We start from the raw sequence: 26492 nt of genomic DNA on the forward strand, positions 1-26492 counted from the left end.
TGATACCTCTTTTTAACCTTGTGTTAAAAATGATGTTAACGGGCTACTTGCCTCTGCATGTTGTCTAACAGGGGCTAATTTTGAGTTATATGCCATACGACCTGCCTCTACAGCCATTTTAAATGCTTTTGCCATCGTTATTGGTTGTTGAGATACTGCAATAGCTGTATTTACCAATACTGCGTCTGCACCAATCTCCATCGCTTGTGCCGCATGAGAAGGGCTTCCGATACCAGCATCTACAATTACAGGAACATTACTTTGATCTATGATAATTTCTAAAAATTCTAATGTTTTTAATCCTTTATTACTTCCTATTGGAGCACCCAAAGGCATCACACATTGTACTCCTACCTCTTCTAAACGTTTACACAAAACCGGATCTGCATGAATATATGGCATCACTACAAATCCTTGTTTTACTAATTCTGAAGCAGCATTTAAGGTTTCTACAGGATCTGGTAATAAATATTTTGGATCTGGATGAATTTCTAATTTTATCCAGTTTGTCTCTAAAGCTTCTCTTGCTAATTGCGCTGCAAAAACGGCCTCTTTGGCATCACGAACACCAGATGTATTAGGGAGTAAGTTAATTCTGGGATGATCCAAATGTTTTAATATATCATCATTTTCATTATTAACATCAACTCTCTTTAATGCTACTGTTATTAATTCACTTTCTGATATAAGTAATGCATCACTCATTAACTGAGAAGAGCTAAATTTTCCTGTGCCCGTAAATAAACGGGATGAAAATTCTTTATCTGCAATTTTTAATTTTTCCATTTCTTAACGATTAGCTGGTAGCTTTTGAACCATTAGTTTTTTTATAGTTTTTATTTTTTTCTCCAGATTTACCTGGTTTGTCAACTCTCCCGAAACAGCAATTCCTGATATTCCTGTCTGCATAAGTGTGGTAATATCCTTTTCTGTAATTCCTCCTATTGCAACAACAGGTATTTCTGCATTTTCATTTTTAAGTTGACTAAGAATATTTTGACAGCCATCAATTCCTAACACCGGACTTAGTTTTTTTTTAGTTATTGTATGCTTATAAGGGCCAAGACCTATATAATCTACACCATCTTTAATATGTTGTAAACAGTTTTCTATAGTATTTGCAGTACCACCTATAATAAAATTATCACCAAGAATTTTTCTTGCCTCTCCTGGGTTCATATCATTTAATCCCAAATGTATGCCATCTGCCAGAACAGCTTTTGCCACACTTACATTATCATTAACAATCATAATAGCATCATATTGATCACAGATATTACGGCATTGTATTGCCGTATCCAGATACGTTGCTATGTCTTCATCTTTAAGACGTAGTTGTATCCATTTGCAACCAGCTTTGCAAGCATTCTTTATATTTTTAAGATGTTCCTTTGGAGTTTTACCTTGTGAAATATATTGAAGCATAGTCATTAGTTTTAAGAAGTTATGGAGTTAAGAATTGCTTTAGAATAACTGTTTAACAATTTGCTTATTATTTTATATTTAATTCCATAACAGGTAAAAATCTGTTTGGGATATCACTTTTTATTCTACTAACTGTTTTAAACCCAAATTTGATGTAGAACTTTTCGGCTTTAGGTTCTGCATATAATTGAATCTTTTCAAAATGACTTTTTTTCATTTTTTTCAAAAAATCATTCATCAAAACAGAACCATATCCTTTCCCAATACTATCAGGGTGGAGAAATATATTATCTAGTTCAACTACTTTATCTTCTTTCTCTATATAAGAATAATATCCTTTTAGATCATTTCCGCAAGTTATTTTATACACTTTATTTTCAATAATATAATCCTTTGTCATAGTAAGATCTTTCTCCCATTTTTTAATTTGCTTGTCATCATATCCCCAAAATGCTTTTGATATTTTGGTCAAGCTAGTTATTTCTTCAGCATCGTTAACATCGGCCTCTACTATTGTTTCTTTATTCATCATACTAATCAATCTAAATCTTATGATACCCCAACAGGCTACTATTAGAACTCAGTACTTTTTCGGTATACCTTTTTCCTCTATAACAAGCTTTGAGCAAAGGAAACCCTAATGCCAAATATGTTGTGATTGCAGAAGAAAGTACACAACCGCTTCCGTGTTTTTCTGATATGTTTTGTCTTTTTGGGTTCAACACAAAACGTTTCCCATCGCTAGTGAACAATTCATCTTTTCCGATTGCTTCTTTTCTATGTCCTCCTTTAAGAAAAAGATTCGTTTTATTAGCAATATGGACGATTGTTTCTTCAATAGTTTTACCTGTATACAACCTTTCTATTTCATTATAATTTGGTGTTAGAAGGTAAATTTTGTTTAATATTTCCTCAAACTGTTTTTCAATATTATTCTGATCATCCAAATTGTCATTATAAGAATGAAAATTAAAATCTGAACTAGACTTTAATACTGGGTCTAAAACAATTTTAATTGTATTATTTTTTTCTAATACAACATCAATAATTGCATTAAGCACTTCCCAGTCCTGAACAATCCCTATTTTCACATACGCTATTGTAAACCGATCAAATATTATTTCTATTTGATTTTTAATCACATCAAAATCCATCCATTGGCACGATATAAATTCAACATCATTCTGGATCGTATTTGCTGTACAAACAGAAAGACCATAGCCTTTTAACGCTTCAATTGTTTTAATATCTGCAGTAAGTCCTGCTCCGTTAGATGGATCAAAACCTGCTATGGTAAGTATGTACGGTCTTTTTATCATTCCTACTAAGAGTTGCTTTACGTAGTTTGTATTGTTTTAAGCTTATCATAAATCATTTTGAAACTTTCTAACGAATCCTCTGTATTCCATATTCCTCCTAAAACACCTACTCCTTTAAATCCCAGATCAAATGTTGCTTGTAATGTGCTTTCATTAATTCCGCCCATCCCTATTACAAATTCATTTAGATCAGTAACATCAAATCCTTTTCCTGTATAACCAACTTTTGAAATTGAACTAAAAACAGGGCTTAATAACACATACTCAAAAGTAGCCGGGCAATTTTTTATATCCTCTTTAGAATGAAAAGAACTACTTACTTTATAGTCTTTTGTTTTATAATCATAAATATATTCTTCTAGTTTTTCTTCTAAATCCAATCGTGGTTGTTCCTGAATATGAATTCCTCTCAAATTAAATTCTTCACATAACTCATGAAATTGATGTATCATAATACGGTTGTGGTATTTTGTGTCAATTTGATTGAGCAAAACTCTGTATCCTTCAATATTCATAGTTGGTTTACGAAAATGTAATATTTCTAAACCATTATCGAATAGTGAATTGATTTTATCGGCTTCACTTTCTAATTCTTGTTCTGAGGTTAATATGATTAGCATAGATTAAATATCAGGTTTTAGCTATCGGCCATTGGATATCAGTGATCAGGTATCAGTAATTCACTGAAAGCCTAACACCTTATACTTGAGACCTACAAATATACTTCGCTTCCTTTTTCTTTAAATTCTTCTGCTTTTTCCTGCATCCCTGCTTCGAGTGCTTTTCGGTCATCAATTTCTTTTTTTGCAGCATAATCGCGTACTTCTTGAGATATTTTCATCGAACAGAATTTTGGACCGCACATACTACAGAAATGAGCGATTTTTGCACCTTCTGCAGGTAGTGTTTCATCGTGATATTCTCTTGCCAGTTCTGGATCCAGAGATAAATTGAATTGATCTTCCCATCGAAACTCAAAACGTGCTTTACTTAAGGCATCATCTCGATGTTGCGCTCCTGGATGTCCTTTTGCTAAATCTGCCGCATGCGCTGCCAGTTTATAAGTAATCACTCCCGTACGTACATCTTCTTTATTTGGTAATCCTAAATGTTCTTTTGGGGTCACATAACATAACATGGCAGTCCCATACCAACCTATCATAGCAGCTCCGATTCCCGAAGTGATATGGTCGTATCCGGGAGCAATATCAGTGGTCAAAGGGCCTAAGGTATAAAAAGGCGCTTCTCCACAAGCTTCTAATTGCTTATCCATATTTGCTTTGATCATATGCATTGGCACATGTCCTGGTCCCTCGATAAAGGTTTGTACATCGTGTTTCCAAGCAATTTTTGTTAATTCTCCCAGTGTTTCTAGCTCTGCAAACTGTGCCTCGTCATTAGCATCTGCAATACAACCCGGGCGTAACCCATCTCCTAAGGAAAATGCCACATCATAGGCTTTCATGATCTCGCATATTTCTTCAAAATGTGTATATAAAAAACTCTCTTTATGATGCGCAAGACACCATTTTGCCATAATAGATCCTCCTCTAGAAACGATACCGGTGATACGCTTTGCCGTCATAGGCACATATGCTAAACGCACTCCTGCATGAATGGTGAAATAATCTACTCCCTGTTCTGCCTGTTCGATCAATGTATCTTTAAAAATTTCCCAGGTTAAATCTTCGGCTTTACCATTCACTTTTTCTAATGCTTGATAGATAGGTACAGTTCCTATAGGTACAGGTGAGTTACGAATAATCCACTCACGGGTTTCATGTATATTTTTTCCTGTAGAAAGATCCATAATATTATCTGCTCCCCAGCGGCATGCCCATACTGCTTTTTCTACTTCTTCTTCGATACTTGATGTTGTTGCAGAATTACCAATATTGGCATTGATTTTTACCAAAAAATTTCTCCCCAAAATCATAGGTTCACTTTCTGGGTGATTGATATTAGATGGTATAACAGCTCTTCCTCTGGCAACTTCTTCTCTTACAAATTCTGGAGTAATTACCTCGGGAATACTAGCTCCAAAATCTTGACCGGGATGTTGTTTAGAAAGGCGTTTTACTTCTTGAAGTTTTTGGTTTTCGCGTATAGCCACATATTCCATTTCGGGAGTAATGATACCTTGTTTCGCATAATACATCTGGGAAACATTTTTTCCTTTTTTAGCTCGTTTTGGCTTGCGAAGATGATTAAATCGAAGATGATCCAAACTAGAATCATTTAGTCTCTTATTACAATATTCTGAAGAAAAACTATCTAATTCTTCTACATCTCCACGGTCTAAAACCCATTGCTCCCGAATAGGTTCGATCCCATTATGTACATTGATCTCTTTTGAAGGGTCGGTATATGGACCACTCGTATCATAAACAGTAACAGGTTGATTAACGGTTCTTTTTCCTGTAATGCTATCGACCGTATCACTTAACTCGATCTCTCGCATTGCTACTTTAACCTGTGGATGAATAGCTCCAGGTACATAGATTTTTTTTGAACTTGGAAAAGGTGTGGTACTAATTACGGTGTCCTGTGGTGCTGTATCTTTTTTCTTCATGAATATTGTATTTCAGGTTTTGATTATACCCTTTGCTGTTAGTTTTTCTTATGGTAATAATGATTTGTAATTAACTTACCCTCCTTGAGTAGCTTTTATGATTACTATATCATCATCGTTTTCTATCATTGTTTGTTCCCATTCTTCTTTAGAAATGACTTTATTATTAATGGCAATAGCAATTCCGTTAGGAAGAATATCTAATTGCTCTAACAGTTTTTTAATTGAACTGTTTTCTGAAATTGATTGAGATTGATTGTTAACGTTTATGGTCATTTTTTTATATATTAATTCCATAAACTTTAGGTCGTAATTGCCTAAATAGAGAAGAAAAATCACACGTATAAAAATGTGATATTTACTTTTCCCTTCGTCGGTACTAACCGCATCAGGTTCAAAGGGTATTTCTCAGACCTAACCTAAGTTAAGGACACCCCTAAAGTTTATGTTATAAAAGTAATAAAACTTATACAAAAAAGAAGGTTAAAGCCAAGTTTTAACCTCCTCTTATTTAAAATTTTAATGTTGCTCCAAGTAAAAAATTAATCCCTGCCTGCGGATAAAAACCTGCTCCTTCGATGGTAGTCACCGTACCTGGATTAGAAAAATCATCATCAAATGTAAAAAAGTATCCATTAGACACATATTCCTCATCAAAGACATTATTAACCAACCCTGTTAATACTATTGATTTAAAAACAGGAATATTCTTTATTTCATATACCACATTAAGGTCATTTATAAAGAAGCTATCAAGTTTCGAAACTTCACTATCAATATTACCCATGTATTGCTCTCCTACAAACTTAGACAGCAATCCTAATTGAAGGTTTTTTATAGGACGATACATAAACATATTACCTGCTACAATATTAGGAGAATATGAGATGTTTGTATCTCCCAAATTGACGAAACTACCATCTCTAGAGGTTATAAAATCTTTATTTTTATTCGTACTTAATGAAACATTGGGTTTAATTACAAATTGATCAGAAAGCGTGATATCCGCATCTATTTCGATTCCCAAACGATAACTTTCTCCACTAGTTGCTCTAATTGGTGCACCTACATCATCTAATGCTCCTGTTAGTACCAATTGATCTCTATACCACATATAATAAAGGTTGGTATTTACTATTATTTTGTTTTTTGCTAATCGCCACCCTAGCTCAATATCATTAAGCCTCTCTGCTGTATCTATACCATTTTCAAAGTCATCTCTTCTTGGTTCCCTATTGGCTCTGGCATAAGATACATATAGATGATTTGCATCATTTACATGAAAGGTTGCTCCCATTTTTGGGTTAAAGAATGCGTAGTTTTTATCTACTTGAAGCGCAACTCTTTTTGAAGTTAACCCCGAGGTTTTATAATTTACAAAACGTCCTTGCAAGTCTAAAAATGCACTCCACTTATCATTAATTCTATAGGTGGTTTTACCAAAAACAGAGTACTCGGTTTTCTTTCCATTTCCAAAATAGTATTTGTCTCCGCTCTGAAAACCGATAGGGTTCTCTGTCCAAATAATTTCACCAAAATGATCTCCGTCGTAATAACTATAGAATCCACCAAAATCGATATCGAGGTTATTATCTTTATAATTCACACTAGCATTTGCAACGTAAAAATCGTTCTGCAACCATCTCTTGCGAAGGTAATCGGTTTGCGTAATTTCTTCTCCATTAACAGTAACAGGGTTTACTCCTAAAAACGCCAAAGTAGCCTGATCAGAAAATAATACATTACTATAATGCCACTCATCTACATATTGCTCAAAGAATCCTCGACCATATGTATAATTTAAGCCTAAATTTGTAGACCAGTTATTGTTATACTTTTGATTCCAATGCAATTGGTAATGATCTTGTTTATAATTATCTACTTCATTCTCATAAAATCCTTGAAGATTTCCTTCGGCATCATATTGAAATCCTATTGGATTAAATCGTCTGTCATTTTCTAAAGTAGTCTTATCAATACCATTCCACGATTGATATGTAATTTCATGTCCACCAAAAGTAATTGCTTTTATTAAAGTGTTATCGTTTACATAAGATCCTTGTACGAAATACGATTTTAAATCTGAAGAAGCGCGGTCGACATAACCATCTGATGCAATAGCAGATAAACGACCTGCTATTTCTATCTTTTCATTAATTAACCCTGTACTAAATTTCAGGTTATGCTTTCTGGTTCCGAAGGATCCTACAGTATTCGAAATTTCTGCATTAGCTTTTTCAGAAACAGCATCTGTTAATAGGTTTAAACTTGCGCCAAAAGCTCCCGAACCATTAGTTGAAGTTCCTACTCCACGCTGAAGTTGAAGATTTTCGACAGAAGATGCAAAATCCGGAAGGTTTACCCAAAAAGTACCCTGACTCTCTGCATCATTAAAAGGTATCCCATTTAATGTAACATTTACTCTTGATGCATCGCTACCTCTTACTCTAATATATGTATACCCAACTCCAGTTCCTGCATCAGAAGTCGTAACGACTCCTGGTAAATAATTTAATAAAATTGGAATATCCTGACCTAGATTGCGTGTCGCCAGTTCCTCTTTAGACAAATTAGAATGGGTGATAGGTGAATCTGCTTCTACTCGTACAGATTTTACTAAAACCTCATCTAGTTTTTCTATCTTGGTTTGAGTAGAGTCTGTTGATTTCTCCTGAGCCGTAAGGTTAATGCTCAACAATAAGAGTGTAAGATATAATAATACGTTTTTCATCCGTAAACATTCATTACGAATAAAAGGGGTTATTATTCTGTTATAAAATTAGTACTTAAAAAAAGCCTGATACCATTAAGAACACACATTTTACCTAACGTTTTGGTATTTTCTTATATGTCATCTTGCTTATCACAAAAGAGGCACATCGCACCTTTTTTGGTTCCACAGTCCCTTGGCAACATTACTCGCCCAGGTTCATCGGGTATGATCTCAGCCTTTTACGTTTAAAACTTAAAAAGCACCCCTTTGAGATTTTGGCGCAAAAATACTGTGTTTTATTGATTTATTGTACATTTATTTGATGTAATGTAGAATCTATACTAAAACAAAGCAATGCTTTAGGGTTTTTGAAGTTATAAAAGGGTTATGAAGAATACGAAAAGATCGGTTACTTTTAAAATTATTGCAGGCTATCTACTTGCGGGTTTACTTGCCGTAACTGCATTTTGGGTTATCTACCAGCAATTAGGCAATTATACTCAAATCACCGAAATCAAAAATCAAAATAATGAAAAACTCTTTCTTGTTGGTGAAACGATAACAGGACTATATGAGGCTGAAAGCTTAACAAGAAATATCATTCAAACTTCTGATGTTAAAAAGTTTATTACTTATAAAGCTAAAATAGATACTATCTTAAAAACGATTAATCAGGTTTCTGAAATATCTGATGACACCCTACAAACCCGAAAAATCGATAGTATTAAACATCTTATTGATAGTAAAAATAAAAACCTCGAAGAGCTTATTAAAGTTTATGAGCAGCGAAAACAAAAAGGGTTATACGAGACTGCTATTGATGAACTGGAAAAAGTAAACAAAAGCTTTGGTGGATATACCAAATACGATATCCGATTTAAAAAATATGATCCTCGTACAAGAAGGGCATTGATAAATATTCTAGAGTTAACCAAACAAGATAATGCAAAACGACTTACCAATCAGACAGTCGATTCATTAGCTACTTCTGTAAAACAAGTACTTGCTGAGCTTGAGCAAAAGGATAGAAAATATAGGCGTGAAATAACGCTAAAGGAGAACAATCTTCTCAAAAAAGATCAAATCATTACAAAACAGTTAAGGGATTTACTTGCTTCTATTGAACGTAATGAAAGAAATGAATATTTTGCACGTCTAGAAGCTTCAAATCAGGTTTTAAATAATACTGCAGATATTATTGTAGTAATTGCAGCTATTAGTCTGCTAATAGCAATCATATTTCTGTTTTTGATTACTAAAGATGTTTCTAAAAGTCAAAAATACCGTAATGAACTCGAAGCCGAAAAAACATATACCGAATCTCTTTTAAAAACACGGGAATCTTTGATTAACACGGTTACTCATGATCTCCGTTCTCCTTTAAATACGGTTATCGGATATTCGGATTTGTTAGAAAGAACGGGGCTGGATAATAAGCAAAAACACTATCTGGACCATTTAAAAAAATCATCAGACTATATTCTTCACCTGGTAAATGACCTTCTTGATTTATCAAAACTTGAGGCCGGTCGAATGGTAATTGAAGAGCTTCCGTTTTCTCCACAAAAATTAATAGAAAATACAATTTCAAGTGTTATTCCTATAAATGACAAGAAAAATCTTGATATAAGGATTATAACAGATCCTCAATTAAAAAAACAATATTTAGGAGATCCTTTTAGAATAAAACAGGTATTGACAAATTTGGTAAATAATGCTTATAAATTTACTAATGAAGGCTCTATAACAATTGATAGTAAGGTTATCGAAAATGGTTTGTCGGAAAAACAATTGGTTATATCTGTAATAGATACAGGAATCGGAATTACAAAAGAACAGCAGCATTACATTTTCGAAGAGTTTTCTCAAGGAGATGATAATACCGAGAAAAAGTATGGTGGTTTTGGTTTAGGGCTTGCTATTACCAAAAAAATAATTAAACTCTTAAAAGGCAAAATCGAATTAGAGAGTGAACTTAATGTAGGTAGTAAATTTACATTTTATATTCCTTTTAAACAGTCTGGCACATTAATCCTAGAAGAGGAGTCAGAAGTCACAGAAATACAGAATTTTACAAATAAGAAGGTTTTGATCGTTGATGATGATCCTAGTCAATTAGCTCTAACTAGTGAGGTAGCTACATTAGCTGGTCTGACTTATGATATTTGTAAAAACGGTATTGAAGCGATTTCATTATTACAGACCAATACATACGATCTTGTGCTTACTGATATTCAAATGCCAAAAATGGGTGGTTTTGAACTTTTACAATCTATAAAAAGTAATGCAAATCAATCCACTATACCAGTTGTTGCATTATCTGGTAGAACAGATACTTCTTTTACAGAGTATCAAGAGGCCGGATTTGCTGCCAGCTTACGAAAACCATATGCCCCAAAGGAATTAATTGATCTTATTGCCAAGGTACTTAGTGTTGATTTAACCAATTATAATGGGACAACTCATAATGGCCTTAACCTATCTAATGAACAATATTCTCTTAATGATCTAATGCTTTTTGCGCAAGGTGATTCTGATTCTTTATATGCAATTCTAGATACATTTTATGAAAGTACTATTGACAATGTTAAAGAACTAAAAATGACAATAAGAAAAAAAGACATCTATCATATTAAAAAGATTGCTCACAAAATGCTTCCTATGTTTAAACAGATCAAAGCAAAAGAAGTAGTACCTATTCTAGAAAAGCTAGAACATCCGGATCAATATCACCTTAATAAAAAAGCGATATTAAATCTAACAAATGATGGTATCGAAAAAATTGAAGATTTAATTGATAAATTAAAAGTAGAAAATTAAAGACTAATATCGTACTGTTTTAATTTATTGTACAGTGTTTTTCGATCTATCAAAAGCATTCTGGCGGCTTTAGCTTTATTTCCATTTGCTTTTTCTAGCGCATCAAGAATCAATTCCTGTTCATTTTGGTTTTTAAACAATCCATAAGTTTGTTTTGCATTATGAGGAGCATATGCTATATCATTTGGTAATACATCTAATGTAATCATATCACTTTGAGAAAGAAGAACAGATCGTTTTACCATATTTCTTAATTCTCTTAAGTTACCAGGCCAATTGTATTTTTTAAATGCTTCCAATACTTCATCAGTGAATCCAACTACATGTTTTTCTAATTCGATATTTGATTCTTCGAGAAAGTGATTTGCAAAAAGCATCAGATCTTCAATTCTATCTCGCAAAGGCGGTACCTTAATAGAAAATTCATTTAATCTATGATACAAATCTTCTCGAAAATCCCCTTCCTTTACGGCATGACTAAGATCTTCATTAGTAGCGACTATTACTCTAATATCTACTTCTATTTCTTTATTACTACCTACTGGCTTGATTTTTCGTTCCTGAAGTGCTCTTAACAATTGAACTTGTAGCTCATAACTTAGATTACCTATTTCATCTAAAAATAATGTTCCTTTATTTGCAGCCTCAAAATGTCCCACTTTATCATTTACTGCCCCGGTAAAGGACCCTTTTATATGCCCAAAAAACTCACTAGAAGCTATTTCTTTAGGAATAGCTCCGCAATCTACCGCAACAAATGGTTTATCTGCTCGCTTACTTGCTTTATGAATACTGCTGGCCACGTATTCTTTACCTGTACCACTATCTCCTATTACTAAAACAGACATGCGTGTAGGAGCTACCAGAGCGACATATTCATTTAGTTTTTTGGAAGCATCACTAACTCCACGAACAAAAGAATCATTAGCCCTTTTTGGTATTTTAGGCTGTATTACATTAGTTTCCTTTTCTTTAACCGTTTTGTCTGATATAAATCCTTGTTTATTTAATGCTTTTTCTATAGTATGCAGTATAGTATCTGGATTAAATGGTTTTGAAACATAGTCAAAAGCTCCTTGTTTAATAGCACTAACAGCCATATTGATTTCGGCATAACCCGTCATAATAATTACTTGAGTATCCGAGCTATGTTTTAAAATTTCGGCTAATAAGGTAATACCATCACTATCGGGTAATCTCACATCAGAAAGTACAACATCAAAAGTTTCTTTCTTTATTTTTTGAATAGCTTCATTACCAGAAAATGCTGTAAAGACCTTATATTCCTTTTTTTGTAAAAAGGTCTTAAGCATTGTACAAAAAGCCACATCATCTTCTACGATAAGTATCTTAGACATATTTAAAAATTTATTCCCTAAAAAAGCTATTGTATAAAATTACGATTTAAAATACTTAGTTCGAATAAAAACATAAAAAAAGAGACCCTTGGGATTGAGTCTCTTTTTTAGCACTAAACAACTTTATATCGTCCTTGGTTGCAAAACGATATCCTTTTCTACCCCTAGATTTAAGATTTATTGTCGTTTGGCTTTATCCATTCGCCATTAGCGCTTGCAAATACAACTTTTGTATTATCGTCTTTACTTTGCAGGATAATTTTATACGTATTATCCTTAGATATATATGCTTTTACAATCCTTAACTCTGCAAAATCTTTGGCAGCTGCTTCTTGAATTGATAATGGCAATTCTACAATATTGATTTCAGTATATTCCTGCTGCTCATACTCATAGTCTCTAAACTCGAGATCATCACTAAGAACGGCTAATTCGTCCTGAGCAACAACACCCTGTGCCGAAAAGATACTTACTACAATCGCTACTATCATTGGTAACTTTTTCATTTTGGGTTACTGAATTATTTCTACAGTTAATAAATAGTAATAATTGTTCCAAAGATGTAATTACAAGCAAAAACAATTTAAACACCTGATTATCAATAAGTTGATATTTTTACATGTATAAATGTTTCGGTGTAGAAAATGTAGAATCCACACAAAAGTGTAGAAATGTTACACACTTTTTAAAAAGAGATTAACTTACAAAGAAGGCTTTTTACGATTAGCTTTCTTTAATGCATGCTTTTGTTTACTATTCAGACGTTTTTTGATAGCTGCTCTAGAAGGTTTAGTTTGTTTTCTTTTTTTAGGAATATAGAGATTGGCCTTAAGAATCTCCAAAAGCCTTTTAATCACCAATTCTTTATTTCTATGTTGACTTCTACTATCACCACATTGTAATAATAAAACACCAGATTTGGTTAATCGTGAAGACAACTTCTGACTCAGTCGTAATTTTTCGTCATCGGTAAACCCTGTCGATGTCATGATATCTAAAGCTAGTTCTATTTTTGAAGATACTTTATTTACATGTTGACCTCCTGCTCCAGAGCTTCGAATGGCTTTAAATTTTAGTTCATTTATGACTATAGAAGTATTCACGAAAAAAGAGTTACCTGGTGTGCAGACTTAAGTAAATCATTTACTGTTTTCACAGGGTTAAATGTAGTTAATGGTACTTCTACAAATACACTAATCCAATTTGCCATTGCGCCATTCCATAACCCGGGAAGCTCCAGTGCTTTAAGAATCTTACCATTCAAAGTTTTTTGGGTAATAAATCCTGCATCAGGATCTACAAAATCAAGTAGGTTAAATTTCTTACCGTTATAATCTCTTACGCCACATACCAAATCAACCGGATTAAAATGAGTAGCGCTACCAAGAATCTCTTCTTGTCTTCGATCTTTTTTATCAATTTGTGGTGCTTCGATAATCTGTAATACCAATCTTCCATTTTCGCGCTTTATCCAAAATGGGCCTCCTCCTGGTTCTCCTTCATTAATTACCATACCACAAACCCGAATAGGTCGATTTAAGGATTCTCGTAAGAATTGAAGTTTGTATTTATCAGAAAATTTATCAAAATCTAGTGGCAATCTTACATTAAGCTGGTGTACCAAAAACTTCTTGATGTCTTTTAACTCTGCTTCTGAAGGCTTCTTTTCATCAATTGCATTTAATATTCTAAATACTTCGTCCTGAATTTCGATAAGCTTACCTGCTAATACTTTTTTATATCCAGAAACCTCATCTTGATATTTACGTACCACTACATTATCTATATTTTTAATGTAAATAATATCTGCATCTAAATCATTTAAGTTTTCGATCAACGCTCCATGTCCTCCGGGTCTAAACAACAAACATCCATCTTCTTTTCTAAACGGTTCATTATCTTCTGTTACTGCGATAGTATCTGTTTCTGATTTTTGAAATGAATAGGTAATACTAAAATTGGTATTGGTCTTCTCTTCAACTTTTTTCTTAATTCTTTCAAACTCACCTTTAAAAGCTTCGAGATGGTCTTTAGAAATCGTAAAATGCAGTTTAGAATCACTTTTATCATTAGTATTATAACCGGCTGCCTCATATAAATGTTCTTCAAAAGAGGTTGCTATGCTATCATCATATTTATGAAAAGGAAATAATCCTTTAGGAAAGGTTCCATAATTTAATCCTTTCTCTTTTAGCATCATTTCGACAAAAATATACAATTGTTTCCCTTCGGATAACGATCCAAATTTAGGATAGGCACTTTTTACTTTTTCCATAACTATGTCATAGAATGGAAATTTTTCCAGACCTATTAAAAAAAGGCGTATTGCATCTGCTTTTTCATGATTCGTATAAGAATTAAGACTTTCTTTCTTAAAATCATAATTATCAAGAAACCGAAATAAATCTTTAAACATTCGTGTAGCTGCACCCGATGCAGGAACAAATTTTATTGTTTCGAGATGCTGCACTCTAGAATCGTATAACTTGGTAAGTTCTGACTGGTAGTGTTCAGAAAATTTAAGGATTCCATTATCCAGTGTTGCTGCACTTCTTAAAGCTACAAAAGGGATTTCATTTTTAAAAGTTTCTATTTGTGTAAGCACCTTATCAATCGTTAATCCTTTTGATTTGATTAACTTAATATCTTTATCTGTTATATTCACTTTTATCTTCTATTAATTGGCTAATGTGTGTCAATGCTTTTTCAAAACGAGATGTTTTATCTCCTTTTAAGACGATGTATGGAAGATTATGTTTATCAAGACATTCTTTAAATCTTAAAAACATTTCTTCTCGTTCGTGGGGTTTGTCCCTTAGATCATCGGCAATCCAAGGAATGTCAATATAAGTCAAAAGATACAAATCATAAACATTTTCTAATGAAATTTTATTTAAGGTTTCGGGAACAGTCCCATCGTAGTATGCTTCTGAATATACTTTGAGTTCTAAAAGATTTGTATCGCAAAACAATAGGGTGTTAACTTTTTGAGCAATTTCATTTTCTAATTTCATTTGCCCTTCTGCAATCTGAAGCATATCATCATACACACATACTTCTTTGGATTTGTCCCATTTTCTTTGCAAATATTCTCGCATATATTCGGGAACACACTCCGTATTATAATATGCTGCCAATTGCCTGGACAATGTAGTTTTACCCGTACATTCTGGACCAAACAATACTATTTTTACACAATTGCCGGGTCGTTGTCTAAGCTTTTTTTCCATGTGATATATCCAAAAATTGCAATAATCGTAAACACTACATATTGCAAACTGGTAAATGTAAATCCTTTATAAAAATATAACGGTACCGAAATAATATCTCCGATAATCCAAAATATCCAATTTTCAATTTTTCTTTTTGCCATTAACCACATTCCAACAAAGAATATCGCTGTAGTTAAGGTATCTATATATGCTGCCCAATCATTTAACTTATCAAAAAAAACATAAACTCCATACACAAAAAGCAAGGTCATGACAAAGATTATTGCTGATATATTCTTTTCTTCAATAGTTGTTCTTGCAATGGGAGTAACATGTGTCTCATCTATTTTTCGGGTCCAGATGTACCATCCATAAATACTCATTATAAAATAATACGCATTAATCATCATATCCCCTAACAATGACCATTGTAATAATAAATACACATAAATTGCAGTACTTATAATACCCGTTGGATATACCCAAATCTTATTAAACCAAGCAAAGATCACACTTAGCAGACCAAAAAGTGCCGCTATAATCTCGAGAGTTATATGTAAATCGGAGTATTCTGAATACTGCCCAAATAAAAATTCAAAAATGGGGTTCATAATCACTTCTATTACTTTTTACCATTTTCATATACACCAAAACGTGATCCATATCTCCAAACGCGTTTTTAATTTCTAAAGTCAGAAAAGACATTACTTCATCATATTCTCCATAGATTTGAGTACTTAAAGGATTTTCTATAACTGTAAACTCAGATGCCCTTAACCGTTTTATAAAACGAATAATATGTTCTTCAAAATCAGCTTGAAGCGGGGTAAGGGTTAATTCTATTGATATTTGCATGTTATCTTTTTTATGATATTTCTCATAAAATATTCATGTATTCGTAGCTACAAAATTTATATTTCAGAAGCTGGTAAAGCATATACACAGGTAAATCCCTCAAATTCTACAAATGCCATATCATAATGAGTTATTTCATCCTTATAATTAACAGCACCATAAACAAATGGATATTCTAATGTAAAAGGAGAAATATAAATATGTTGCTCAAAACTTAAGCCTGCCGTTGCATATAACTTATACAAAGATTCTTTGGCTCCCCAAATTATAGTTAATGCACGAGTCTTATCCAGATTTTGTTTTTCCAGAGCATCATTCTCAAAATCATTCACAAATTTATGAGCAATTCTATGAATCTTTTCTCTTTGTTTTTCGATATCAATTCCTACAAGTTTATCACTAATTATGATTCCTGCATACTCATAAGAATGAGTGATTGAGATTTGTTTTCCGTCTTTAAGATGTGGTTTTCCGAATTCATCATAATACAGATCATGATCGGTATAACCAAATGCAGCCAACAGATGCCTAACACTCATAAAGCCTCTGCGATGCATATCAGATTTCATATTATCTACTCTATTCTGGCAATGTTGTGTTAATTCTATTCCCTGACAGAGAGAGTCATAAGATTCTTCAATCTTCCAAATCAACACATTAGTACTTTCATCTACTGTTATAGTTTTGTAAAGAGGCATTTAAATTTTTAAAGTTATTATGTACCTTTGCAAACCGAAAAAGGAATATTATTCCATATTTTCGGGAAACGAATTTAGAACAATTTAGTGCGAAATACCAGAAAGCACTTCATAAACATAAAATTAACTACTATGAGTACTAAAACTGTACCTTATGTTCCTTACAAGGTGAAAGATATTTCATTAGCTGCTTGGGGAAGAAAAGAAATTGAATTAGCTGAAGCAGAAATGCCTGGACTTATGTCTCTTCGTGAAGAATACAAAGATGAGCAACCTCTTAAAGGTGCTCGTATTGCGGGTTGTCTTCATATGACCATCCAAACTGCAGTGTTAATAGAAACACTTCAGGCTCTTGGTGCAGAGGTAACCTGGAGTTCTTGTAACATATTTTCTACTCAGGATCAAGCTGCAGCTGCAATTGCAGAAGCAGGTACTCCTGTATATGCCTGGAAAGGTATGAATGATGAAGAATTCGACTGGTGTATAGAACAAACTCTATTTTTTGGCGAAGATCGTAAACCTTTAAATATGATCCTTGATGATGGAGGAGACTTAACTAATATGGTTTTAGATAAGTATCCTGAATTGGTAGAAGGAATCAATGGTTTATCTGAGGAAACAACTACTGGAGTTCATAGATTATATGAGCGTATGACAAATGGAACACTTCCAATGCCAGCAATTAATGTAAACGATAGTGTTACTAAATCAAAATTTGACAATAAATACGGATGTAAAGAAAGTGCTGTAGATGCGATTCGTCGTGCTACCGATGTAATGCTTGCTGGTAAACGTGTTGTTGTTTGCGGATATGGAGATGTGGGTAAAGGTACCGCTGCATCGTTTAGAGGAGCCGGTTCTATAGTTACTGTTACCGAAATTGATCCGATTTGTGCTTTGCAAGCAGCCATGGATGGTTTTGAAGTGAAAAAACTAGAAACTGTTGTTGGAAATGCAGATATTGTTATTACCACTACCGGGAATAAAGATATTGTTCGCGGAGAACATTTTAAAGCAATGAAAGATAAAACCATTGTTTGTAATATTGGGCATTTTGATAATGAGATTGATGTAGCTTGGTTAAACTCGCAAAGCGAGAAAATTGAAATCAAACCTCAAGTAGATAAGTACAACATTGGAGGTAATGATATTATACTTCTTGCCGAAGGTCGTTTAGTAAATTTAGGTTGTGCAACGGGTCACCCAAGTTTTGTAATGAGTAATTCATTTACCAATCAGACTTTAGCACAAATTGAGCTTTGGACTAATCTCGAAAATTATGAAAACAAGGTATATATGCTTCCGAAGCACTTAGATGAAAAGGTAGCAAAATTACACTTGGCTAAAATTGGAGTAGAACTTACTGATCTTAGCAAAGATCAAGCTGAGTATATTGGTGTAACTGTTGAAGGGCCATACAAACCAGAATATTACAGATACTAAAAAAGATCGCTATCGCGGTTAAAAATAAGAAACCCCCTATCAAAAGATAGGGGGTTTTTGATTCAAAAAAAAATTAAAGTCCTAATTTTTCTAAGTTATAAAAATAGAAATCTCGTTGTTCATTCATAGCAACAAAAAGTCCCTCTGTAAACATAGTATTTAGCGAAACCGTAACTGCATCACATCCATCTGTAGCAATCGTTCCTAAATTAACTGCTTTAATAAAACTATTTTCTTTTCTCGAAAATAAATTAAACTGCCCTTTTTGTTGATCTGAAACAATAAGAATTCCTTCCCCGTTAGGTTTTGCAGCTATAGCAATTCCCTCTATATCATCCTTAAAATATTCTCCTCCAAACACTGCCAATTCTTCATTGCCTTTTGCTGGGTCCGCATAGTATTTTCTAATCCCTACTCCCTCATCAGAGTAATAAACGAAACCTAATTCATCGTCTACCGCAATAGCCTCGATTTCCTTTTCTTCACTAAACTTTCCAAACTTTCTTACCAATTTGGTTTTTATGCCTGTACTATCACTTAAGAACTGATATTGATGCAAATAATCATCTGCAGGGCCAGATTTTCTACTTACGATTGCATAAATATTCTTACTCACAGGATCTTTATACAAACTTATCCCCATTGGTCTTCTTAATTCAAGGTCAGTTTCTTCTTCAAAAACCTGAAAACCACCATTATCCAAAGGTTTCATATCAGGAACAGAAAACAAGCGAATTCGATTTCGTTCTCTTTCTGTAAAAGCAATAACGTCAACAGTAATAGAATCATTAATTCTAAAGCCATATTCTACATCAATATTATTGGGATATTTAATATTCCTTATCGTTTTCTCTGTAATTACTTTTCCTTTTAAATCAAAAGCATAAATTGCTCCATTGGTATCCTTATCTGTACCAAAGACAATGCTTTTTGAAACATCTGTAGGATGAACCCAAATGGCAGGGTCATCGGTATCATATTGCACCTTTTCTGAAACAATATCAGGATCGATAGGAGGCAGTTTCTTATCACAGGATAAAAATATAATGATTGCAATTAGTATAATAGAATTTCTCATGTATTTAAAATATTACTGAAATTTTATAAAAATTAATTAAAAAAAGAGTTTGTGGTTTTATTTTTTGAACAAATCATACTTCAAACCAAAAGTAAATCTTCGTTCATAATATTCTGCCTGCATCGTTCGTTGTGAAACTCCTTGATAAAAACGCAAAGGCTGATTTGTGATATTATTTACATCTGCATAAACCCTAAGGTTTTTTGTAATAGCATAACTTGCATTAAAATCAAGAAAAAATTGCTTGTCATAATAACGATCTTCAAAAGTATTTCCTCCAATCTCATCAATATAAGCATCAGAAAAATTGGCAGATAACCTCACACTAAATCTATTATCGTTATATCCTAATGATCCGTTAAACATATTAGGTGCTGTATTTGGAAGATCCAGATCAGAACGTTCTTCACCGTCTTCGTTACGAATTCCATCTGCACTAGAAGTAAGATATGTATAATTCAGATAGATACTTAAATTCTTTGCAAACCCAGGTAAAAAATCCATTTTACGCTGAAATGCTATTTCTGCTCCAAAAACAGAAGCATCATCACCATTAAGCGGTTGAAAAATATCAAATCCCGAGGTTCCTGCTCCATAAGTATCATCGGTGGCTTCTCCTCTAAAAGTATATATAAAGTTATCAATTTTTTTATAAAACAACCCACCAGATACTATCCCAACAGATTTAAAATAGTGTTCTGCTAATAAGTCAAAATTCATAGAAGTGGTAGGATCAAGATCAGAATTCCCTACAAAAATTTCTTCATCACCTAATACGACATCCAAAGTAGGTACCAGATCTACATAATTAGGCCGGGCCAAAGTATTAGTCCAGGCAAATCTAAAAATTGTTTGTGGAGATAGATCATATTTAAAATGAACACCCGGTAATACATTAGTGTATGATTTTTCTTCTGTAATTTTACCTATTACGTTCTCTTCGTCTTCAATTTGATTTCCGGTAGCATTGATCATAGTATGTTCTACTCTAATACCAGCCAGAACACCAAATTTATCAGATAGTTTCTGATTCGTCATTACATATCCCGCCAATACATCTTCTTCTACATCAAAATTTGCTTTCAAAAACTCATCAGGAACAGATTCTCCATTCTCTAGATTTAATCCTCCCAACCAGTTTTCATCCGCATATGAACCCGCTTGATATTGACTTCCGGCCGAGAAACCTGGATCGGTATAATTTCGTACAGGTACATCTGCAAGTGTCGGGAAATTACCTTCTAAATCAAATTCAAAAAAACTGTTATCTCTTAATTTTTTTTTCAATCGGCTTCTTACCCCAAATTTCAGAATTCCATTTCCTTTTCCAAAGAAATCAGAAGGGAGTTCTACATTGGCAAAAAAGTTTATATCTTCTTCTTCGGTATATTGGTTTTCTTCTGTGATTTCTCCATATTCAAAACCCGAAAAATTATTGGCATCAGCACCATTTACAGGAGTGAAAACCGGAAATTTGGGATTAGAGTTATCATTATTCACAATATATTCAGATTCATACTCTGCATATCGTTCATTGAGTCTTTCTTCTGATGCTTTTGCAAAAGAAGCCATCCAATCTACCTTAACATTACCAAATAAATGATCCCCTCCTAAGCTATAATTTTGCATTCGTTGATCTTCTAACCTTCTATTTTTATTTCGGCTATTATCAATCCCACCTTTGGTTTGGCGCTTTACTTCTACCGGAAAACGAGTAAGATTTCTATTCACAACAGTGAAATCATCAATTTCGATATCCTCACCATCCAAAATTTCATGTTCTAAACGAAATCTATTTTCTCTATCATCTCTCCAGTTATACATGGTTTTTAAGTACATGCTATGATTATCATCGAACTGATAATCAAAATTGGCAGAAAAGCTCCTTCTTATACGTTGCACTAAATAGGTGCGTATTTGAAATTCTTTGGCATAAGGATTTACAGAAATCTCTTCGAGAATTGGTTCTCCATCTGCATCATCAACCCCAGTATAATACTCAAATTCATTGGTCCATTCTGCTTCTATATTATCAGAACCAAAATCATTATCGGTAATAGAGGCCGATAGCATCCAGCCAAATTTTTTGTTTTTAGATCGATCTCCAATAAGAAATGATCCATTAAGTATTCTTTTATCCGTAATAAAACTGATCCCAGAACCTAAGGTGGCAGAAAGTCTAAACCCCTGCGGAGCAGTTCTGGTAATCAGGTTTACAGATCCTCCTAATGCATCGGCTTCCATATCGGGTGTTACTGCTTTATTAACCTCTATGGTCTGTATCATATCTGAAGGAATCAGATCCATCTGAATATTTCGATTATCCCCTTCTGCCGAAGGGATTCTACTACCATTAAGCGTTACAGAATTTAACTGTGGAGAAAGACCTCTAACAATTATATTACGAGCTTCTCCCTGATCAACTTGCATCGTTATACCAGGAATACGCTTTACTGCATCGCCTATGTTTGCATCAGGAAACTTTCCTATCTGATCGGTAGACACTACATTGGTAATATTAATGTTATTCTTTTGAGTATTTAGCGCCTTGGCTTGCCCACTAATTGCTCTTCCTATAATTTGGACATCTTCAAGCTGAACACTCTCTGGTTTTAATACAACAGAAGCAGACACTGTTTTAGATGCAAGTACACTAACTTCTTGTTCAATATCTGAAAATCCCAAATACTCTATTTTCAAAGTGTAAGTTCCTTCGGGAACATCTACAAGTGTAAATATCCCATTTTGATCAGAAACAGTCGCTTTTTTTATTGAACTTATCAATATTGAGGCTCCGGGTATGTAAATCCCGTACTCGTCTGTAATAGTTCCTTTTATAGAACCGCTTTGTGCTGACAATGTATTGAAACTTATAATCATTATTAGCGTTACAAAAATCAATTTTAAAAATCCGGATGGTATCATTTTTATAAATTTAAAAGTCGAGACAAAGCTATATGTACAAAAGGATATAAGGATAAAACGTAAAGCAACAAAGGGTAAACATTTGGCTATATTAAGAGAAACAACAAGGCAACAATTAAGATTTATTTACATTGCAATAACATTTACAAAAAAAGACAGATTTATAACTTTTTTACAAGGCTATCATAAAATTAACAAGCTCTTCTTTTTGATCTATTGGAAGTTTTTTTCTTAGACGATATCTGGCTACTCTCACACTATCGGGTGTAACTCTTAAAATTGATGCAATTTCTTTTGATGATAAATTAAGACGTAGCAACATACCAAGACGTAACTCTGCCGGTGATAAATTTTCTTCAGACAATGAAGATAATTTTTTAATGAAATTTGGATGAATTTCTGTAAAAAAGTTATTGAATTCATCCCATTCTCGTTCCTGTTTTAGGTCGAAATTAATCTCTTTTACTATTTTCTTGATATTAGCATTCACATCTATATTCTTTCGATTTGCAATATTGGTAAGCCTAAAAGACAAATCAGATAATATTTTGTTTTTTTGCGATAAATGCAAGCTATATCTAGACAAAGCAGATGTTTTTACATCTACTTCATCTTGTAAATTCTTTTCTTCGAATGCTTTTTTTTCTAATTCTGCCTTTAGCATTCGTTGTTTATATTCTTGTATTTTCGAGTTTTCTTTTCTTTTTCTTCTGAAATATAAAAACGATATGATTGCAATAAACACAGTTGCAACTAAGCTAACAAGCAAAAGATCCTGATTAACCTGGCTTATTTCTTTTTGCTGTAAAAGCAAATTGATTTGCGCCTCTTTTTGTTTCGTTTCATAAACTACCTGAAGCGTATTTAATTGATTTATATTTTGAGAAGAAATTAATGATTCATTAATTCGTTCAGATTCTAAAAGATGATCAAATGCATTTTTATGATCCCCCATGAACTCATATGTCTTTGATAAATCTTTATGAGCACTTTTTAACTGGTACATATCTTGGGCTTCGATTGCCAAATTATAAGCTTTAAGTGTATATTCAAGAGCATCGGGATAATTACCTGTTTTTCGATTAATATCTCCCAAATTATTCAGAACATTTATTCGTTCGCTCCCGTTAACATTTTCAAAATATTCAGCTGCTTTTTTAAAATATTTATATGCCAGATCATACTGCTCAAGATCTTCATAAATACTTCCTATATTTTCATTTACAACCGCTACGCCTTTCTTATCATTTAATTTTTCAAACAATTCAAGACTTTCCTTTTGGTACTTAAGCGCTTCTAAATACTCTCCTTCTTTTTCATAACAAGAACCTAATAACTCTTTTGCTATAGCCTCTCCTTTTATATAACCAGACTCAGAAGATGTTGATCTACTTTGATCAAAATAAACCTTTGCCTTGCTTCTGTTTTTTAAGGATAGATATATTTTACCGATTTCATTTTTCAGAAGAATAGCCAAAGTATCATTCTCTTTAATCAATGCCAGTGCACTATTATAATGTTCTATGGCTTCATTATACACTCTTGCTTTATGATAAAACTTACCAAGTTGGAGATGTTTTTCGGCAATGATATGTGGTGTTTTATTTTGCTGAGAAATTTCTAATTCTCTTCTCAAAGATAGAAATGTAGAATCTACCTGTTTCTTTTCTTCTTCTTGAACCTGATTGATTTGTGCAGATGAACTAAAAGAAATAGTTATCACTAACCAATATAAAATGAAGATAGGTTCCTGTATACGTTTCATAAAACTTTGTGTGAAAAAAATAATTCCCCTAGATTTTGCAAAATCTCACAAATCTATGATGCACACAATTTTTTGCTGTTACGTATTTATTATTTTTATGTTATGCTCTCTTTTTAAGAAAACAACATCATGTCACTTCTTTTTTCTAAAGATATAACTCATCCATACAGGATCATTCTCTTCAGAAACAATAGATTGTCGATCTACAAACTCCCAATTAGCAGCATTCATGTAGTTTAATAAATCAGAGGTTTTCTCTAAATCTTCTAGCTGTTTAATGGTTATTTGCTTACCCACTAAAGATGTTTGTTCCTCTACCTTAATTCTTTTTACCTTACCTCTATTATTTGCTTTTTGAATTACAATAACCTCGAGATAATCATATTTAGGAATATTTTGCGAAGTAGCAGTTAAGGTTATACATAAAAAGAAGATAAAAGACGCTGTTTTGATTAGTATAGTACTCATAGTTTTTCTATGTATTTAGTACACTTTGTATTTTAACTATAAAATACAAAGTGTACTTATTTTTTATTCCCCATATCCATTCAATATCATTGTTTTTTGATTATGAATGTATAGGTCAGAGATTACTTTGCTTTTTTAAGGATATATTTTGCCATTTCCTTAGCTAGTTTAGCATAACTTTCGGCTATTCTGTATCCAGAATTATAATCGGCTCCATAAAAATTACTTCCTGGCACTTTAAAGTATTTTGTAGAGAATAATATTTTATCAGGATTACCAGTTTCATATACAATAATCGTTGCATTTACTTTAGAGGGTTGTTTCATAACACCCACATTATATCCCGGGTAAATCCATGTTGTTTTAACTTTCATAGTATGGGTAGCGCCTTCTAGATTTTTTTCAACTTTAACAGCTCCACCATCAAAACGCTTATTGAAAGATTCTATATATTTTGGTTCATATAAGTTTTCGCGATCAGCAAACCAGGATTTTTTAAATCTTTCACCTCTACCAGCTTCTTTAGCTTCTCGCTTTTCCATTTTGTTTTTCAGAAACTCTTCTTCAGTATCAAATTTGTCAACTTTAAGATTTTCGTAATCGAAAACTAAATTATACGCTGTGATACCTTTTAAATTTTTAATACTTCCTTCTTGGTCTTTTCTTTTTTGACTAAAAGAAAGGGTAACAGTCATTAACAATGTTAATAATAATAACTTTTTCATGATTAGGTTTTTAAATTTGATGTTAAATATATTTCTTTTTTTTTAAGAATAGGGAAAAAGTCTTTAACAGCTTGGTTCTTGGAGGTTAAAACAAGAAATTCCTTAAACTTAAAGTAGACATTAGAAAATTTATGAAAAACAAAAAACCCTTTTCTTAATACAGAAAAGGGTTTTTTTATATTACAAAGGAAAGATCCTTTATGCTTCAAATGGAACTATAGAAACATAGGATTTATTGTCTTTCTTTTTAGTAAATTTCACTAAACCATCTACTTTAGCATGTAGAGTATGATCTTTACCTGCATATACGTTTTCACCTGGCTTGTGGGCTGTACCTCTTTGTCTTACAATGATGTTACCAGCCACGGCAGCTTGTCCACCAAATATCTTCACACCTAAGCGTTTCGATTCTGATTCTCTACCGTTTTTCGAACTACCAACTCCTTTTTTATGAGCCATTTTCTTTCGGTTTTATATTGTTAATACTTACAGGGATTACCTGCCGTTTTTTATTTTCCTTGTAAAGCTTCGATTAATTCTGCTTTCTTCATAGAAGAAATCCCAGAGATTCCCTGCGCTTTAGCCATATCTTTTAATTCAGCTACTGTTTTAGCGCTTAAATCTTCTTTATCAGCTTTCGGCTTTGCTGCTTCTTTCTTAGGAGCAGCTGCTTTAGTTTCAGTTTTTGGAGTAGAAGCTTTTACTTCTTTCTCTGCTTTAGCTTTTGGTTCAGCTTTTTTAGTTGCAGTTTTCTTAGCTCCAGAAGTTACTATACTTTCGATAACAATTTCTGTAAGAGATTGGCGGTGACCATTTTTAACACGGTATCCTTTACGTCTCTTTTTCTTGAAAACAATAACTTTATCACCTTTAAGGTGTCTTGTGATTTTTGCTCCTACTTGAGCTCCATCTATAGCTGGGGCGCCTAAAGTAACTTTATCTCCATCTGCTGCAAGAAGAACTTTATCAAAAGAGACTTTATCTCCTTCTTCTCCTGCTAAACGATGTACAAACACTTTTTGGTCTTTTGCAACTTTAAATTGCTGCCCTGCTATCTCTACAATTGCGTACATAGCGTAACGTTTAATTAATTATTTTTATAAATAAAGAACTGCG

At 33.0% G+C, this 26492-nt stretch carries 25 protein-coding genes and 1 riboswitch; of the genes, 2 read left to right on the top strand and 23 right to left on the bottom strand.

What is annotated here, in order from left to right; genetic code table 11:
- Positions 1–12: 12 nt before the first annotated feature.
- The 8 genes from Z053_RS0107610 to Z053_RS0107645 all read right to left on the bottom strand — a co-directional run bounded on the left by Z053_RS0107610 (position 13) and on the right by Z053_RS0107645 (position 8047).
- On the bottom strand, positions 13–786 hold the full coding sequence (locus Z053_RS0107610; RefSeq protein WP_025664448.1) for a thiazole synthase: 774 nt from the start codon (positions 784–786) through the stop codon (positions 13–15).
- 3 nt (positions 787–789) lie between these two features.
- Positions 790–1425 carry a thiamine phosphate synthase gene (locus tag Z053_RS0107615; protein WP_241459811.1) on the bottom strand — a complete coding sequence of 212 codons (636 nt, stop codon included), beginning with the start codon at positions 1423–1425 and terminating at the stop codon, positions 790–792.
- 67 nt (positions 1426–1492) lie between these two features.
- Complete coding sequence (locus tag Z053_RS0107620) at positions 1493–1957, bottom strand: GNAT family N-acetyltransferase (RefSeq protein WP_081748230.1); 465 nt, start codon at positions 1955–1957, stop codon at positions 1493–1495.
- Between the two features lie 10 nt (positions 1958–1967).
- Positions 1968–2744, bottom strand: a complete 777-nt coding sequence (locus Z053_RS0107625) for a hydroxymethylpyrimidine/phosphomethylpyrimidine kinase (RefSeq protein ID WP_025664451.1) — start codon at positions 2742–2744, stop codon at positions 1968–1970.
- A gap of 17 nt (positions 2745–2761) precedes the next feature.
- On the bottom strand, positions 2762–3364 hold the full coding sequence (locus Z053_RS0107630) for a thiamine phosphate synthase (protein ID WP_025664452.1): 603 nt from the start codon (positions 3362–3364) through the stop codon (positions 2762–2764).
- Positions 3365–3456: 92 nt separating this feature from the next.
- Entirely contained in the window at positions 3457–5316 is a 1860-nt protein-coding gene (gene thiC, locus Z053_RS0107635; RefSeq protein WP_025664453.1) for a phosphomethylpyrimidine synthase ThiC, read from the bottom strand.
- Between the two features lie 75 nt (positions 5317–5391).
- Entirely contained in the window at positions 5392–5592 is a 201-nt protein-coding gene (thiS, locus tag Z053_RS0107640) for a sulfur carrier protein ThiS (protein WP_025664454.1), read from the bottom strand.
- Positions 5593–5664: 72 nt separating this feature from the next.
- Positions 5665–5764: riboswitch (TPP riboswitch) on the bottom strand.
- Positions 5765–5827: 63 nt separating this feature from the next.
- Entirely contained in the window at positions 5828–8047 is a 2220-nt protein-coding gene (locus Z053_RS0107645) for a TonB-dependent receptor (protein ID WP_025664455.1), read from the bottom strand.
- A 369-nt stretch (positions 8048–8416) separates the two neighbouring features.
- Between Z053_RS0107645 and Z053_RS0107650 the strand changes: the two genes are divergently transcribed.
- Positions 8417–10849, top strand: a complete 2433-nt coding sequence (locus Z053_RS0107650; RefSeq protein ID WP_025664456.1) for a hybrid sensor histidine kinase/response regulator — start codon at positions 8417–8419, stop codon at positions 10847–10849.
- On the opposite strand, the gene Z053_RS0107655 is transcribed toward Z053_RS0107650, so the two are convergent.
- The 8 genes from Z053_RS0107655 to Z053_RS0107690 form a co-directional block, all read right to left on the bottom strand.
- The gene (locus tag Z053_RS0107655; protein ID WP_025664457.1) at positions 10846–12207 is read right to left on the bottom strand and encodes a sigma-54-dependent transcriptional regulator; all 1362 of its coding nucleotides are present in this window, start codon (positions 12205–12207) and stop codon (positions 10846–10848) included. The two genes, Z053_RS0107650 and Z053_RS0107655, sit on opposite strands and share 4 nt — an antisense overlap.
- A 170-nt stretch (positions 12208–12377) precedes the next feature.
- A complete protein-coding gene (locus tag Z053_RS28080) occupies positions 12378–12713 on the bottom strand; it encodes a hypothetical protein (RefSeq protein WP_025664458.1) in 336 nt (111 codons plus the stop codon).
- Between the two features lie 195 nt (positions 12714–12908).
- Positions 12909–13310, bottom strand: a complete 402-nt coding sequence (arfB, locus tag Z053_RS0107665; protein ID WP_025664459.1) for an alternative ribosome rescue aminoacyl-tRNA hydrolase ArfB — start codon at positions 13308–13310, stop codon at positions 12909–12911.
- Positions 13307–14872 (bottom strand): DUF4301 family protein, encoded by a 1566-nt coding sequence (locus tag Z053_RS0107670; protein ID WP_025664460.1) that lies wholly within the window; start codon positions 14870–14872, stop codon positions 13307–13309. The genes arfB and Z053_RS0107670 overlap by 4 nt, the downstream gene beginning before the upstream one ends.
- Positions 14856–15437: an AAA family ATPase gene (locus Z053_RS0107675; protein ID WP_025664461.1), complete on the bottom strand. Its 582-nt coding sequence runs from the start codon at positions 15435–15437 to the stop codon at positions 14856–14858. The genes Z053_RS0107670 and Z053_RS0107675 overlap by 17 nt, the downstream gene beginning before the upstream one ends.
- The gene (gene pnuC / locus Z053_RS0107680) at positions 15398–16030 is read right to left on the bottom strand and encodes a nicotinamide riboside transporter PnuC (protein ID WP_025664462.1); all 633 of its coding nucleotides are present in this window, start codon (positions 16028–16030) and stop codon (positions 15398–15400) included. Before pnuC ends, Z053_RS0107675 begins: the two co-directional genes overlap by 40 nt.
- On the bottom strand, positions 16014–16274 hold the full coding sequence (locus tag Z053_RS0107685; RefSeq protein WP_025664463.1) for a hypothetical protein: 261 nt from the start codon (positions 16272–16274) through the stop codon (positions 16014–16016). The genes pnuC and Z053_RS0107685 overlap by 17 nt, the downstream gene beginning before the upstream one ends.
- 56 nt (positions 16275–16330) lie before the next feature.
- Positions 16331–16972: a 4'-phosphopantetheinyl transferase family protein gene (locus Z053_RS0107690; RefSeq protein ID WP_025664464.1), complete on the bottom strand. Its 642-nt coding sequence runs from the start codon at positions 16970–16972 to the stop codon at positions 16331–16333.
- Between the two features lie 132 nt (positions 16973–17104).
- Here Z053_RS0107690 and ahcY point away from each other — a divergent pair, with 132 nt between their 5' ends.
- Positions 17105–18415: an adenosylhomocysteinase gene (ahcY, locus tag Z053_RS0107695; RefSeq protein WP_025664465.1), complete on the top strand. Its 1311-nt coding sequence runs from the start codon at positions 17105–17107 to the stop codon at positions 18413–18415.
- Between the two features lie 73 nt (positions 18416–18488).
- Here the strand turns inward: ahcY and Z053_RS0107700 are convergent, their stop codons facing one another.
- The 7 genes from Z053_RS0107700 to rplU form a co-directional block, all read right to left on the bottom strand.
- A complete protein-coding gene (locus Z053_RS0107700; RefSeq protein ID WP_025664466.1) occupies positions 18489–19493 on the bottom strand; it encodes a phytase in 1005 nt (334 codons plus the stop codon).
- 57 nt (positions 19494–19550) lie between these two features.
- On the bottom strand, positions 19551–22418 hold the full coding sequence (locus Z053_RS0107705) for a TonB-dependent receptor (protein WP_025664467.1): 2868 nt from the start codon (positions 22416–22418) through the stop codon (positions 19551–19553).
- A 172-nt stretch (positions 22419–22590) separates the two neighbouring features.
- The gene (locus Z053_RS0107710) at positions 22591–24183 is read right to left on the bottom strand and encodes a tetratricopeptide repeat protein (protein WP_025664468.1); all 1593 of its coding nucleotides are present in this window, start codon (positions 24181–24183) and stop codon (positions 22591–22593) included.
- A gap of 132 nt (positions 24184–24315) precedes the next feature.
- A complete protein-coding gene (locus Z053_RS0107715; RefSeq protein WP_025664469.1) occupies positions 24316–24651 on the bottom strand; it encodes a hypothetical protein in 336 nt (111 codons plus the stop codon).
- A 122-nt stretch (positions 24652–24773) separates the two neighbouring features.
- A complete protein-coding gene (locus Z053_RS0107720) occupies positions 24774–25376 on the bottom strand; it encodes a hypothetical protein (protein ID WP_025664470.1) in 603 nt (200 codons plus the stop codon).
- A gap of 198 nt (positions 25377–25574) precedes the next feature.
- A complete protein-coding gene (rpmA, locus tag Z053_RS0107730) occupies positions 25575–25835 on the bottom strand; it encodes a 50S ribosomal protein L27 (RefSeq protein ID WP_024768273.1) in 261 nt (86 codons plus the stop codon).
- Between the two features lie 50 nt (positions 25836–25885).
- Positions 25886–26449 carry a 50S ribosomal protein L21 gene (gene rplU, locus Z053_RS0107735; protein ID WP_025664472.1) on the bottom strand — a complete coding sequence of 188 codons (564 nt, stop codon included), beginning with the start codon at positions 26447–26449 and terminating at the stop codon, positions 25886–25888.
- Positions 26450–26492 lie beyond the last annotated feature (43 nt).

This window comes from Aquimarina megaterium XH134 (assembly GCF_000520975.1).
GTDB classification, from domain to species: domain Bacteria; phylum Bacteroidota; class Bacteroidia; order Flavobacteriales; family Flavobacteriaceae; genus Aquimarina; species Aquimarina megaterium.

What these genes read in the sequence shown, in the direction of transcription:
- Z053_RS0107610 (WP_025664448.1), bottom strand. Translation starts at nt 786, where the DNA reads ATGGAAAAATTAAAAATTGCAGATAAAGAATTTTCATCCCGTTTATTT.
- Z053_RS0107615 (WP_241459811.1), bottom strand. Translation starts at nt 1,425, where the DNA reads ATGCTTCAATATATTTCACAAGGTAAAACTCCAAAGGAACATCTTAAA.
- Z053_RS0107620 (WP_081748230.1), bottom strand. Translation starts at nt 1,957, where the DNA reads ATGATGAATAAAGAAACAATAGTAGAGGCCGATGTTAACGATGCTGAA.
- Z053_RS0107625 (WP_025664451.1), bottom strand. Translation starts at nt 2,744, where the DNA reads ATGATAAAAAGACCGTACATACTTACCATAGCAGGTTTTGATCCATCT.
- Z053_RS0107630 (WP_025664452.1), bottom strand. Translation starts at nt 3,364, where the DNA reads ATGCTAATCATATTAACCTCAGAACAAGAATTAGAAAGTGAAGCCGAT.
- thiC (WP_025664453.1), bottom strand. Translation starts at nt 5,316, where the DNA reads ATGAAGAAAAAAGATACAGCACCACAGGACACCGTAATTAGTACCACA.
- thiS (WP_025664454.1), bottom strand. Translation starts at nt 5,592, where the DNA reads ATGACCATAAACGTTAACAATCAATCTCAATCAATTTCAGAAAACAGT.
- Z053_RS0107645 (WP_025664455.1), bottom strand. Translation starts at nt 8,047, where the DNA reads ATGAAAAACGTATTATTATATCTTACACTCTTATTGTTGAGCATTAAC.
- Z053_RS0107650 (WP_025664456.1), top strand. Translation starts at nt 8,417, where the DNA reads ATGAAGAATACGAAAAGATCGGTTACTTTTAAAATTATTGCAGGCTAT.
- Z053_RS0107655 (WP_025664457.1), bottom strand. Translation starts at nt 12,207, where the DNA reads ATGTCTAAGATACTTATCGTAGAAGATGATGTGGCTTTTTGTACAATG.
- Z053_RS28080 (WP_025664458.1), bottom strand. Translation starts at nt 12,713, where the DNA reads ATGAAAAAGTTACCAATGATAGTAGCGATTGTAGTAAGTATCTTTTCG.
- Z053_RS0107675 (WP_025664461.1), bottom strand. Translation starts at nt 15,437, where the DNA reads ATGGAAAAAAAGCTTAGACAACGACCCGGCAATTGTGTAAAAATAGTA.
- pnuC (WP_025664462.1), bottom strand. Translation starts at nt 16,030, where the DNA reads ATGAACCCCATTTTTGAATTTTTATTTGGGCAGTATTCAGAATACTCC.
- Z053_RS0107685 (WP_025664463.1), bottom strand. Translation starts at nt 16,274, where the DNA reads ATGCAAATATCAATAGAATTAACCCTTACCCCGCTTCAAGCTGATTTT.
- Z053_RS0107690 (WP_025664464.1), bottom strand. Translation starts at nt 16,972, where the DNA reads ATGCCTCTTTACAAAACTATAACAGTAGATGAAAGTACTAATGTGTTG.
- ahcY (WP_025664465.1), top strand. Translation starts at nt 17,105, where the DNA reads ATGAGTACTAAAACTGTACCTTATGTTCCTTACAAGGTGAAAGATATT.
- Z053_RS0107700 (WP_025664466.1), bottom strand. Translation starts at nt 19,493, where the DNA reads ATGAGAAATTCTATTATACTAATTGCAATCATTATATTTTTATCCTGT.
- Z053_RS0107705 (WP_025664467.1), bottom strand. Translation starts at nt 22,418, where the DNA reads ATGATACCATCCGGATTTTTAAAATTGATTTTTGTAACGCTAATAATG.
- Z053_RS0107710 (WP_025664468.1), bottom strand. Translation starts at nt 24,183, where the DNA reads ATGAAACGTATACAGGAACCTATCTTCATTTTATATTGGTTAGTGATA.
- Z053_RS0107715 (WP_025664469.1), bottom strand. Translation starts at nt 24,651, where the DNA reads ATGAGTACTATACTAATCAAAACAGCGTCTTTTATCTTCTTTTTATGT.
- Z053_RS0107720 (WP_025664470.1), bottom strand. Translation starts at nt 25,376, where the DNA reads ATGAAAAAGTTATTATTATTAACATTGTTAATGACTGTTACCCTTTCT.
- rpmA (WP_024768273.1), bottom strand. Translation starts at nt 25,835, where the DNA reads ATGGCTCATAAAAAAGGAGTTGGTAGTTCGAAAAACGGTAGAGAATCA.
- rplU (WP_025664472.1), bottom strand. Translation starts at nt 26,449, where the DNA reads ATGTACGCAATTGTAGAGATAGCAGGGCAGCAATTTAAAGTTGCAAAA.